Consider the following 11,787-nt stretch of genomic DNA (forward strand, 5'->3'; position numbering starts at 1 on the left):
TAGCGCACGGAGCCAGGTCCGGGCTCTGTGGCCTGCCCAGTTACCTCCCACTCTTCGGCCCGCTGCTCGGGATCGCGTTACTGTCCGATCGAATACCATGCCGCGTGATCCACTCACTCTTTCCAGGGCGTTAGTCTCTCAGGCTGCTAGGGAAAGCCGGCAGGAATAAATAAAAAGCAATTACTTTCTCAAACAAGAAGGGAACGGCGCGGTGGAAGAGCGCGGACGCCCCCCGCCCCGGGGGGCGTCCGCGTGCCGCGGCGGGGCCTACCCGTGGTGCGTCTCCGCTTGGCGCAGGGCCTCCTCCACCGCCGCGACCACGCGCGCGTCGCTGAGCAGGGCGCGCAGGCGCGCCAGGCTTTCCGGGGAGAGCTGGTCCGAGGCGCGCCGCGGCCTGCGGGCGGAGCGCCGCTCTCTGCGATAGGCGGGGTCGAGGAGCGAGTAGACGGCCGGTACCACCAGCAGGGTGAGGAGCGTGGCCGTGACGAGGCCGCCGATGACCACCACGCCCAGCGGCTGGAGCAGCCGGATGCCCGTGCCGCCCAGGCCCAGCGCCACCGGCAGCATGCCCAGGGCGGCGGCCAGCGCCGTCATCAGCACGGGACGGGCGCGGACGGCGGCGCCCAGGACAATGGCCTCGCGGACGCCGTGGCCGGCGTCGCGCAGCTGTTTGATCAGGTCGATCATGACGATGCCGTTCCGCACCACGATCCCCACCAGCAGGATGACGCCGAGGAAGACGGTGACGCTGAAGCGCATCCCCGTCGCCCAGAGGGCGCCCAGCACCCCCGCGGCGGCCAGCGGCAGCGAGAGCAGGATGACGAAGGGGTGCAGGTAGGACTCGAACTCGCCGGCCATGATCAGAAAGACCAGCACCACCGCCAGCGCCAGGACCAGCGAGAGACCGGAGAAGGCCTCCAGCATCAGGTTGGCCTGGCCCTGGTACTGCACCGTCAGGTCGGAGGGCAGGTGGAGCGCGTCCAGCGCGTTCCCGATGTCGCGGACCATGCCGCCCGCGTCGCGGCCCTGGTAGAGGAGCGTCAGCGTGGCGGCCGGATGCTGGTCGATGCGGACGATGGAGACCGGTGCCTGCCCTTCGCGGATGGTGGAGATCTGGTCCAGGCGGACCGAGGCGGGCGCGGCGGCCGTGGTGGCACCAGGCGCCGCCGCGCCCGGCGCTACCCCCGCGCCACGGGGCAGCGGGATCTCGAGCGCCCCCAGACGGGAGGGCGAGTTCCGGTCCTCGGGCCGCAGCTGCACCCAGATGTCGTAGGTCTGGCCGCCCTGTTCCAGGTGCGTCACCTGTTCGCCGCGCAGCGCCGGGTCGAGGAGGAGCGCCACCTGGGCCGGCGTGAGGCCGTAGGCGGCCGCCTTCTGCCGGTCGACGAGGATCTCCAGGTCGGGGAGCGACTGGCTGAGGTTGTCTGTGACGCGCAGCACGCCGTCCAGGCGCGCCAGGCGCTGGCGGATGACGGGTACCCACCGCTCCACGAGCGCGGCGTCGGGGGCGCTCACCTGGACCTCGATAGCGCTGGCCTGGGCGCCCAGGAGCTGCACCAGGGGCGAGATCAGGTTGAAGGTGACGGTGGCCGGCGAGGCGGCCCGCTCCACGGGCGCCCGCAGCCGGTCCATCACGTCCTGCGCGCGGGCGCCGTCGCGGACGGTGACCGTCATCATGGCCAGCGGGCTTCCTCCCGTCGCCTGGCCGAGGATGGCGAGCCCCTGGCTGCCGCCCACCTGGGCGACCACCTGCCGGACGTCGCGGTCGCGGCGGAGGAGCCTCTCGACCTGGCGCATCTTGGCGTCCACGGCGGCCGCCGAGGTGGCGGCGGGCGCCTGTAGCACCACCTGGAACTGGTCCTCGGCGGTCGAGGGGAGGAACTCGCTGCCCAGGTGCGGCAGCGCCAGCAGGCTGAGCCCCAGCAGGGCGGCCGCGCCCAGCAGGACGGCCCAGCGCCGCTCCAGCGCGCGCTCCAGGAGCGCGCGGTAGGCCTGCGTCAGCCGGCTGCGCGGCAGGACGGCCACGGCCGCCGGCGCACCGTCGCCGGCGGGCACGGCGGCCCCCCGCCCGTCCGCGGCCGGCGCGGCCGTCCCCCGGCGCGCCGGCCGCAGCACGTGCGCGGCCACCATGGGGACCACGCCCAGGGAGACGGCCAGCGAGACGAGCACCGAGCCGGCGACGGTGATGGCCAGCTCGCGGAAGATGATGCTGGCGATGCCCGAGACGAAGACGACGGGCAGGAAGACGGCCACGATGGCCAGGGTGGAGGCGGCCACCGCCACCGCCACCTCCTGCGTCCCCTCCACCGCCGCCTGCGCGGGCGACTTGCCCCGCTCCAAGTGGCGCTCGACGGCCTCCAGGACGACGATGGCGTCGTCCACGATCAGGCCCACGGCCAGCGAGAGCCCGCCCAGGGTGAGCAGGTTGAGGCTCATGTGCAATAGGTAGAGCACCAGGAAGGCCGCCACCACCGAGACGGGGATGGAGATGGCGGCGATGAGCGCCGTCCGCGCCCGGCGCAGGAAGAGGGCGATGACCACCACCGCCATCAGCGCGCCGATCACCAGGTCCCGCACCAGGTCCTGGATGGAACTGCGCACGATCTCGGCCGAGTCGAGCACCTTGGTGAAGCGGAGGTGGTTCTGGGAGGCCAGCCGGTCCAGCTCGTTCTGGACGGCGTCGGCGGTGGCGACGGTGTTGGCGTCGGACTGTTTGAAGACCATCAGCGCCACCGTCGGCCGGCCGTCCAGCTCGGCGTACGAGCTGGCCTCGGCCGGCGCCAGACGCACGTCCGCCACGTCCTGCAGGCGCACCGGCAGCACCTCGGGGCGGCCGGCCGGGCCGGGCGCCACCCGCTGGCCGACCACCAGCTGGCGGAGCGGCGCCAGGTCGGGCAGGCTGTCGCTGAGACGCAGACTCCAGCTCTCCTCCCCCCGCGTCACCGTGCCCAGCGGGTAGTTGAGGTTGGAGGCCTGGATCGCCTGCTGCACCTGGAGCGGGCTGACGCCGTAACGGGCCAGGTCGGCCTCCCGCATCTCCACCTGCACCTGCAGCGGCCGGTCGCCGGCCAGCTCGACGCTGGCCACGCCGTCGACGCCCTGCAGCTGGGGGACGACCCGCTGCTGCAGGAGGCTGGTGACGGACTCCAGGCTGGCGCCGCGCTCGGAGGTGACGACGTACTCCAGCACCGGCATGGCGGCCGGGTCGAACTTGCTGATCACCGGCCGGCGGGCGTCGGAGGGCAGGGCGGCCTGGTCGATGCGCGTGCGCAGCTCCTGGATGTCCCGGTTGACGTCGCTCCCCCAGTCGAACTGGAGCACCATCAGGGAGAGGCTCTCCTGCGAGACCACCTGCATCTGGCTGAGCCCCGGCGTGGTGGCGGCCGCCTTCTGCAGCGGGTCGGAGACGAGGTCCTGCACCTCCTGGCTGGAGGCGCCGGGCAGGACGGTGGTGACGGTCACCACCGGCGGGTTGAGCTGGGGCAGCAGTTCGTTGGGCAGGAGCGTCAGCGAGACGACGCCCAGGACGGCCACCACCGCCACCAGCACGGTGATGAAGACCGGCCTCCGGATCTCCTGGCGCAGGAAGGACGACACGCCGAGAGGCCCCCTCTCCCCCACGGGGAAGCGGTCGGTCAGGCGACCGGCCCCAGTCTACCCTGCTTCTTGGGGTTTTTGTAGACTTTGCGGGCGGAGGAGGCGGCCCCTGCATGCACCTGACGGCGAGACGCCTGGAACTGTTGCGGGCGCTGGCGGAGCTCTACCGGGCCAGCCGGCTGCCCGTCCCCTACGAGGCGCTGGCGCGCCGGCAGGGCATCAGCAAGTGGACGGCCTATGAGGCGCTGCAGCAGCTGGAGCGGCTGGGCCTGGTCTGCCGCGAGTACGGGCGCGGCGCCGGGCGCCACGGCCGGCCCCCCGTCCTCTTCCGCCCGAGCGAGGGGGCGGGGCGCCTGCTGGGCGGGCCGGGAGTGGAGGCGGCGCCCTCCCCGGTCGCGCCGCCGGGGGCCGCGGAGGCGGCGGGGCGGCTGGAGGAGCGGTTCGCCCGCTGGGTGGGCGCGGGCGAGCCGGCCGGCCAGATGCGCGAACTCCTGGCGGGGCTGGCGGCGGCCGGCGAGCCGCGGGAGGCGGTCGCCAGGGGACTGGCGGCGGTCCTGCTTCTCCACCGACTGCTCCGCCTGGAGCCCGGCGAGCTGGTCGCCTCCTCGCGCCGGATCCTCCTTCCCCAGGCGCGGCTGGCCTTCGCCCTGGGCGCGGCCAGCGCGCTCCTGGCGGGACGGGCGCGGCGGCTCGGTGCCGGCCTTCGCCGCGCACTGGCCGAGGCGCTGGCCGGGCTGGCGGGGCGGCTGGACCAGCTGAGCCCGGGGGAGGCCGGCCGCCTCTGCCGCCTCCTGGAGGAGGCGGCGGAGGCGAGGCCACCCGCCGGCGGACGGGGAGGCGCCGTCTCCTAGCCGATCTCGCGGCTTCGAAAGAGCGCCCAGCCGGCGGCCAGCGCCGCCGCCAGGTAGCCCAGGGCCCAGAGCGTCAGCGCCCCGGTGGGCGCCGCGGCGCCCCCGCCCAGCGGCCCCATGGTCAGGCCGGTGAGGGGGTTGGCGCCGGCCATCAGGTTGGCGGCGCGGGCGTAGAGGCCGCTGGCCGGGAAGAGGAGCATAAGGAGCGTGGAGAGGTTCTCCAGCGTCCGGTTTCCTTGGGTGAGAAGGCCGGAGACGAAGCCCAGGAAGACCCCCACCAGCGAGAGCCCGTAGAGCAGCAGCGTTCCCACCACGGCGGCCAGCGCCGGCAGGCGGGTGCCCAGCGCCAGGGCCACCGCCAGCGTCACCAGGCCTTCCAGCAGGACCAGTGCCGACGCCTCGGGCCAGGCCAACGGCGCGCTCCCCGCCACCGCCCGCGTCAGGCCGGCCAGCCCGAGGAGGAGGCCGCCCAGGAGCGCGGTCAGCAGGAGCGCGGCCCCCAGAGCCTTGCCCAGGTACCAGGCGGCGCGCGGCAGGGGGCGCGCCAGGGTGGCCAGCGCCACCTGCGAGTCCAGCTCGCCGGCCGTGGCGGCCGCCCCCAGCACGGAGGCCAGCGCCACGCCCACCAGCGAGGCCAGCCAGAGCGCCAGCGGCGCGAAGCCCTGCACCAGCAGCGCCCGTCCCAGGCCGGGGGCGGCGCCCGCCGCGGCGCCGGGCAGGGCGTTCTCCAGGTGGGTCAGCGCCGCCCGCAGCCCCCAGGCGTAGAGGCCGAGGAGGAGGAGGCCGACGCCGGCGCCGAGCGCGGTGAGGCGGTGGCGCGAGGCCTCGCGCACCGCATAGCGGGCCATCTCCAGGAGGGGGCGGAGGGCGGTCACGGGCGGGCTTCCTCCAGCGCGTGCAGGAAGAACTCCTCCAGCGACTCGCCGCGCGGCTCGAGGCGGTAGAGGCGGGCGCCGGCGGCCGCCACGGCCCGGGCCAGCTCGGGCAGCGCCTCGCGGCCGGCGACGGCCAGCTCGACGCGCCCACCCTCCCGCGCCAGGAGCCGGCCGTGGCGGGCCAGCGCCTCCAGGAGCGGCGGCTCCAGCGGCTCCGCCTCCAGCAGCACCCGCAGGCGGCCGCGCAGCAGCTCCTCCAGCGGGCCCTGGCGCAGGACGCGCCCCCGGTCGATGACGGCCACGTGGTCGGAGACGCGCTCCACCTCGCCCAGCAGGTGCGAGTTGAGAAAGAGGGTGGCGCCGCGCCGCCGCTCCTCGAGGATGAGGTCGCGGACCAGGAGGCGGCCCAGCGGGTCCAGCGCCGAGGTGGGCTCGTCCCAGAGGAGCAGGCGCGGCTCGCCCAGCAGCGAGACGGCCAGCCCCAGCCGCTGCTGCATGCCCTTCGAGTAGCCGCGGATGCGCCGGTCGGCCGCTTCCTCCAGGCCGACGCGGCGGAGCGCCAGCCGCGCCTCCTCGCGGGCGCGCGCCGGCGGGAGGCCGAGCAGCCGCCCGTGGTGCTCCAGCAGCTCGCTCCCTGTCATCCAGCCGGGGTAGGCGAAGCGCTCGGGCAGGAAGCCCACCCCCTCCCGCGCCTCCGCCCGCCCCACCGGCCGGCCGAAGAGGCGCGCCTCGCCCGCCTCCGGCTCGAGGAAGCCGAGCAGGATGCGGACCAGCGTGCTCTTCCCCGCCCCGTTCGGCCCCAGGAGGCCGAAGACCACGCCCGCGGGCACCGCCAGGTCGACGCCGTCGAGCGCCACCCTGGCGCCGTAGCTGCGCCGGAGCCCGCGCACCTCGACGGCCGGCGCCTGGGCCCCGCTCACCGCGCCTGCACGGAGGCGGCCAGGGCGGCCAGCTGCGCCTCGCTCAGCCCGTGGCCGGCCAGGGCGAGGACGTCACCCCCCGGCTCCAGCCAGAGGAGCACGCCCGCCCCCCCGCCGGCCGGATCGGCCAGGTAGAGCGCGTCCAGCGCGCCGCGCACGCTCGCCCGGCGGCTGACGGTGCCCTGCGGCACCGGCACGGGCAGCACCTGCCGCCAGTCGCCCAGCGCCTGGAGCTGCCGGCGCAGGTCGGCGGGCAGGTTGGGCGCCTGGAGGAGCAGCTGCTCGAGGAGGCGCGGATCGAGGCCGGCCGGCGCCAAGAGCTGCGGCTCGGCGCCCTGGAAGAGGCGGACCTCCAGGCCGCCCGGCCCCTGCCAGCGCGAGCCGGCCACGGCCGGGATGCGGGCCGTGAACGTGGCCCCGTCCAGCGCCTGGGGCAGGCGCGCGTCGCTCCAGCCGGCCTGGCGCAGGTACTGCTCCAGCTTCGCCCGGTCGAGGGTGAGGCTGGCCTCTGCGGGCCCCGTCACCTCCCAGCCGCCGGCCGCCTGCCAGCCCGCCACCTTCAGCACGTAGAGCGTCCGCCCGCCCAGGAGCGACTCCGCCTCGGCCGGGGTGGCCGCCAGCTGCCGCCCGCCGCCGGTCAGGCGGAAGCGGCCGAAGGCCTCGGGCCCGGAGGCGCGGGGAAGCGAGGCGAGGAAGGAGCGGTCCAGGGTGACCGGCTGGAGCCTCTGCGCGTGGAAGAGGTCCAGGAACGACTGGGCGGCGGCCTGGAGCGGCTCCACGGTCGCCACCGCCACCGCGGCCGCCAGGGCCAGCGCCGCCGCCCCGGCCTGCCACCATCTGCGTCGCGGGCGCAAGGGAGATCACCTCCGCTGCGCCCACTCTACCACCGCCCCGGGCGCGCCCCGAAGCGCGGGGAGGCGGTCGCCCGGGCGCCTCAGGCGCTCCCGGCCTCGCCCCCGTGGCGGACCATCTCCTCCGCCACCGCGGCCGCCGCCTCCACCACCCGCTCGATCTCCTCCTCGCCGTGGGCCGTCGAGAGGGCGCCGCCGCCGTTGACCAGGTAGACGCCGTGCGCCAGCATGCCCAGGCGGAACTGGTGGTCGCGCCGGTAGAGGTCCGTCCTGCTCTCCACGTCCTCGTTGTTCTTCAGCTCCACGTCGGACGAGGCCGGGAAGGCGACGGAGAAGAGCGAGCCGACGCCGAAGACGCGCGCGGGCAGGCCGGCCGCCGCGAAGGCCTGGGCGAGCCCCCGCCGCAGGTGCTCGCCCCGGGTCGCCAGCTCCTCGTAGAGGGCCGGCGCATGCTCCTCCAGGTAGCCCACCATGGCCAGCCCCGCCGCCATGGCCGCCGGCATGGCGGAGAAGGTGCCGCCGCCGGCCAGCACCGCCTCCCCCCTGGGCAGGCCCGAGAGCGGGCTCGCCCGCTCCAGGATCTCGCGCCGGCCGGCGATCACCGCCACGGGCATGCCGCCGCCCACCACCTTGCCCAGGGTGAAGAGGTCGGGCCGGACGCCGTAGAGGCCCTGGGCGCCGGTGAGGCCGAGGCGGAAGCCGGTGATCACCTCGTCCAGGATCAGGAGCGCCCCCACCCGCTCCGTCAGCTCCCGGAGCCAGGCCAGGTAGCCCGGCTCCGGCGGGACAAAGGCGTTCTGCAGCGGCTCGACGATCACCGCCGCCAAGTCGGCGCCGTGGCGCTCGATGGCGCGCCGGCTCTCCTCGAAGTCGTTGTAGCGGAAGGTGTCGACGTACTCCTCCAGCGCCGGCGGAAGGCCCGCGCTCTCCGGGAGGTCGAGGGGCGGATGGACCGCCCGGGCGAGCTCCGAGTTGCCGCCGTGCCAGCCGCCGCGCGCCTTGAGGATCACCTTCCTGCCGGTGAAGGCGCGGGCCAGGCGGAGCGCGTACATGGTGGCCTCGGTTCCGGTGACGCAGAAACGGACCTCCTCCGCGGCGGGAAGGAGGCGGACCAGCGTCTCCGCCAGCTCCACCTGGAGGGGGTGGACGATGCCCCAGTGGGCCCCGCCCGCCGCCTGGGCCAGGAAGCGCTCCATCACCGGCTGCGGTCGGTGGCCCAGGATGTGGGCGTAGTGGCCCATCCAGAGGTCGACGTAGCGGTTGCCGTCCACGTCCCAGACGTACGCCCCCTCGGCCCGCTCCACGAAGAGCGGGTAGGGCGCGAAGTAGCGCAGGTTGTGGTGGACGCCGCCGGGCGCCACGCGCCGGGCGCGCTCGAAGAGCCGCCGCGAACCCGGCGTCATCTGCTCGTACCGCTCCGAGAAGAAGGACACCGGCTTCCCATCTCCTTCCCCGCCCGGCCGGCCGGCCGCCCGCCCGCCTAGGCGCCCAGGTAGGTCTCCTGCACCTCGGGGTTGTCCAGCAGCCGGGCCGCCTCGTCCGCCAGGGTGATGCGGCCCGTCTGCAGGACGTAGCCGCGGTCGGCGATGCGGAGCGCCTGGTGGGCGTTCTGCTCCACCAGCAGGATGGTCATGCCGTCCCGCTTCAGCTGCAGGATGGTCTCGAAGATCTGCTCCACCAGCACCGGTGCCAGCCCCATGGAGGGCTCGTCCAGGAGGAGGAGCCGCGGCCCGCTCATCAGCGCCCGGCCGATGGCCAGCATCTGCTGCTCGCCGCCGGACATGGTGCCCGCCGCCTGCCGGCGGCGCTCCACCAGGCGCGGAAACATGGCGAAGACGTACTCCAGCCGGCGCCGCACCTCCTCCCGGCTGCGCACCAGGTAGGCGCCCATCTCCAGGTTCTCCTGCACGGTCAGCCGCGCGAAGACGTGGCGCCCCTCGGGGACGTGCGCCACGCCCAGCGCGGCGATCCGGTGCGGGGGAAGCCCCTGGACGGGCTGCTCCAGGAAGAGGACCCGCCCCTGGCGCGGCGCCACGGTCCCCGAGATCGAGCGCAGGGTTGTGGTCTTGCCGGCCCCGTTGGCACCGATGAGGGTGACGATCTCCCCCTGCCTTACCTCCAGCGAGATGCCCTTCAACGCCTCGATGGGGCCGTAGAAGGTGTGGACGTCGACCAGCTCGAGCATGCGAGGCGTCGTCTCCCCGGCGATGGCCCTCTCCCCCTTCAGACCGCGCTCCGCCCCAGGTAGGCCTCGATCACGCGCGGATCGCCGCGGACCTCCTCGGGCGTGCCCTCGCTGATCTTGGCCCCGTGATCGAGGACGGTGACCACGTCGGAGATGCTCATGACCACCTTCATGTCATGCTCGATGAGCAGGATGGTCAGCCCCATCTCCGTGCGTAGCTCCTCGATCAGCTCCAGCAGCCGAGCCGTCTCGCGCGGGTTCATTCCCGCCGCCGGCTCGTCCAGGAGGAGGAGCCGCGGCTCCACCGCCAGCGCCCGCGCGATCTCGAGCCGGCGCTGGTTGCCGTACGGGAGGTTGCGCGCCAGCTCGTTCTCCAGCCCGGCCAGCCCGACGAAGCGGAGGAGCTGGGCCGCCCGCTCCACCGCCTCCGCCTCCTCCCTGCGCATGCGCGGCGAGCGCAGCAGCACGTCGGCCAGGTTGGCGCGCAGGTGGATGTGCCGGCCCACCAGCACGTTCTCCAGCGCCGTCATCTCGCGGAAGAGGCGGATGTTCTGGAAGGTGCGGCTGATCCCGCGCAGCGCCACGTCCTCGGGCTGCAGCCCGGAGACGGGGCGGCCCTCGAAGAGGATGCGGCCGCCGTCGGGCCGGTAGGTGCCGGTGATCATGTTGAAGAGCGTCGTCTTCCCCGCCCCGTTGGGTCCGATGAGGCTGTGGACATGGCCCCGGCGGACCTCCATCTCCACCCCGTCGATGGCCACAAGGCCGCCGAAACGCTTGGTGACGCGCTCCACGTGCAGGAGCGGCCCCGGCTCGGGGTCGGAGCCGCCGCCGGCCGGCGGCGCGGCCGGGAGGGCGCGCCCGGCAGAGGCCCGCGCCGGCCGGAAGCCGGCGCCGTCGCCCGCGGTGGCGGGCGCCGGCTCCAGGCGGCCGGGGCGCCGGGGGGGCGGGGCGGGCCCCCGGGGGCGGGCGGCCCCCCCCCCCCGCAGGCCGGGTCCGACGCGGCGAACATCCAAACTACCGCGTATTTAGACGGGGACTTTTGGGTCATCAACGGTACCAAATGCTTTATTTCCAACGCCGGTACGCCGCTGAGTTACGGGCTGGTGGCGCTTACGACCACCGGAAAAACCGCGGACGGCAAGAAGCGCTATAGCGCGTTCATCGTCCCCAAAGGCACACCGGGCTACACGGTCGGCAAGCCGTACAAGAAGATCGGGTGGCACATGGTGGACACGCGCGAGCAGGTTTTTGATAACGTGCGCGTCCCGCGAGATCACCTGCTCGGGCAGGAGGGAGCCGGGTTCCGGGCGTTTATGAAAACGCTCGAGTGCGGCCGGATCTCGGTGGCGACGCTCGGGCTGTCGCTGGCGGAAGCGTGCCTGGACATGGCCCTGAAGTACGCGTTAGAACGGAAGACCTTCGGCAAGCCGCTGGCGTCGCACCAGGCGATTCAATTCAAGCTGGCGGATATGGCGACGCAGGCTGAGATGGCCAAGCTGATGGTGTACCGCGCCGCCTGGTTTTGGACAACCTCAAAGACGGCGTGGTCAAGCCGGATATCTACGACCCGAAGTTCAACCGCGCCTATGCGGAGCTGGCCACTCACTATCACACCCTGATTGACCCTTGCCGGCGCGGCCACCCTAAAGACAACCCGCGGGTTGAAAGGATTATGCCGTACATCAGGGACAGCTTCTGGCGGGGTCGGGAGTTCGGAAGCATGGAGGAGGCCCGCCAGGAAGCCATCCGGTGGTGTCTCGAGGTAGCCGGCCGGCGCATCCACGGCACCACCCGGCAGAGGCCCCTGGAACACTTCACCCAGGAGGAGAAAAACCATCTTCTGTTGCTTCCTTACCAACCCTGGGAAATGGTCACCTGGCAGAAGGCCAAGGTCGGCCGGGATAGCCACGCCACCGTGGCAAGGGGTGTATACTCCGTGCCCTACAGGTACGTCGGCCAGACCTTGCAGGTGCGCATCTCCAAAACCACAGTCCAGTTCTTCCGCGGCGAGGAGTTGGTGCGAACCCACCTTAAGGCCGCGCCGGGAGAACGCCGGACTGATCCCGCCGATCTCCCGCCCGGCAAGGCGGCCTTCTACGAACGCAACCCGCAGTGGTGCCTGGAAAGGGCTCAGGCTCTTGGACCGGTTGTCAGCCAGGCTGTGCAGGAGATCCTGGCGGTCCCCACCCTGTACAACCTGCGCCAGGCTCAGGGCATTTTGCGTCTGGGCGAACGGTACGGGGCTATCCGGCTCAATGCCGCTGCCGAACGCGCCTTGGCCTACGGCGATCCCAAGTACCGCACCATCAAAAACATCCTGGAGCAGGGCCTGGACCGGCTGCCCCTGGCCTTTGCCGAAGAAAAAGACGTGCCTGCCTTCCTGCATGGGCAACAAGGGTTCGCCCTCTCCGGAAAGGAGGAATTACCGTGAAAGCCCACCAGTTGGAAAAGAAGCTAAAAACCCTGCGTCTGGGCGGCATGCTGGACACCTTGGAGCTCCGGTTGCAG

General features: G+C 73.4%; 10 protein-coding genes. 3 read left to right on the top strand and 7 right to left on the bottom strand.

Annotation, left to right across the window (positions count from 1 at the left end; translation table 11 throughout):
• Positions 1-267 precede the first annotated feature (267 nt).
• Entirely contained in the window at positions 268-3,597 is a 3,330-nt protein-coding gene (locus K6U79_08905) for an efflux RND transporter permease subunit (GenBank protein MCL6522472.1), read from the bottom strand.
• Positions 3,598-3,710: 113 nt separating this feature from the next.
• On the opposite strand from K6U79_08905, the gene K6U79_08910 reads away from it, so the two are divergent.
• Positions 3,711-4,448, top strand: a complete 738-nt coding sequence (locus K6U79_08910; protein ID MCL6522473.1) for a hypothetical protein — start codon at positions 3,711-3,713, stop codon at positions 4,446-4,448.
• On the opposite strand, the gene K6U79_08915 is transcribed toward K6U79_08910, so the two are convergent.
• The 6 genes from K6U79_08915 to K6U79_08940 form a co-directional block, all read right to left on the bottom strand.
• Positions 4,445-5,323 (bottom strand): hypothetical protein, encoded by an 879-nt coding sequence (locus K6U79_08915; protein MCL6522474.1) that lies wholly within the window; start codon positions 5,321-5,323, stop codon positions 4,445-4,447. The two genes, K6U79_08910 and K6U79_08915, sit on opposite strands and share 4 nt — an antisense overlap.
• Complete coding sequence (locus K6U79_08920; GenBank protein ID MCL6522475.1) at positions 5,320-6,243, bottom strand: ABC transporter ATP-binding protein; 924 nt, start codon at positions 6,241-6,243, stop codon at positions 5,320-5,322. The genes K6U79_08915 and K6U79_08920 overlap by 4 nt, the downstream gene beginning before the upstream one ends.
• The gene (locus tag K6U79_08925) at positions 6,240-7,097 is read right to left on the bottom strand and encodes a hypothetical protein (protein MCL6522476.1); all 858 of its coding nucleotides are present in this window, start codon (positions 7,095-7,097) and stop codon (positions 6,240-6,242) included. Before K6U79_08925 ends, K6U79_08920 begins: the two co-directional genes overlap by 4 nt.
• 80 nt (positions 7,098-7,177) lie before the next feature.
• On the bottom strand, positions 7,178-8,527 hold the full coding sequence (locus K6U79_08930) for an aminotransferase class III-fold pyridoxal phosphate-dependent enzyme (protein ID MCL6522477.1): 1,350 nt from the start codon (positions 8,525-8,527) through the stop codon (positions 7,178-7,180).
• Between the two features lie 47 nt (positions 8,528-8,574).
• On the bottom strand, positions 8,575-9,279 hold the full coding sequence (locus tag K6U79_08935) for an ABC transporter ATP-binding protein (protein ID MCL6522478.1): 705 nt from the start codon (positions 9,277-9,279) through the stop codon (positions 8,575-8,577).
• Positions 9,280-9,317: 38 nt separating this feature from the next.
• Positions 9,318-10,016 carry an ABC transporter ATP-binding protein gene (locus K6U79_08940; protein MCL6522479.1) on the bottom strand — a complete coding sequence of 233 codons (699 nt, stop codon included), beginning with the start codon at positions 10,014-10,016 and terminating at the stop codon, positions 9,318-9,320.
• Between the two features lie 270 nt (positions 10,017-10,286).
• Here K6U79_08940 and K6U79_08945 point away from each other — a divergent pair, with 270 nt between their 5' ends.
• Both K6U79_08945 and K6U79_08950 read left to right on the top strand, forming a co-directional pair.
• A complete protein-coding gene (locus K6U79_08945) occupies positions 10,287-10,898 on the top strand; it encodes an acyl-CoA dehydrogenase (protein MCL6522480.1) in 612 nt (203 codons plus the stop codon).
• The gene (locus tag K6U79_08950; GenBank protein MCL6522481.1) at positions 10,802-11,710 is read left to right on the top strand and encodes a hypothetical protein; all 909 of its coding nucleotides are present in this window, start codon (positions 10,802-10,804) and stop codon (positions 11,708-11,710) included. The genes K6U79_08945 and K6U79_08950 overlap by 97 nt, the downstream gene beginning before the upstream one ends.
• The last annotated feature ends 77 nt before the right edge of the window (positions 11,711-11,787 follow it).

The sequence above is a fragment of the Bacillota bacterium genome (assembly GCA_023511835.1).
GTDB lineage: Bacteria > Bacillota > Sulfobacillia > JAIMAT01 > JAIMAT01 > JAIMAT01.

Coding starts and splice junctions, on each gene's coding strand:
- K6U79_08910 (MCL6522473.1), top strand. CDS start 3,711: ATGCACCTGACGGCGAGACGCCTGGAACTGTTGCGGGCGCTGGCGGAG.
- K6U79_08935 (MCL6522478.1), bottom strand. CDS start 9,279: ATGCTCGAGCTGGTCGACGTCCACACCTTCTACGGCCCCATCGAGGCG.
- K6U79_08940 (MCL6522479.1), bottom strand. CDS start 10,016: ATGGAGGTCCGCCGGGGCCATGTCCACAGCCTCATCGGACCCAACGGG.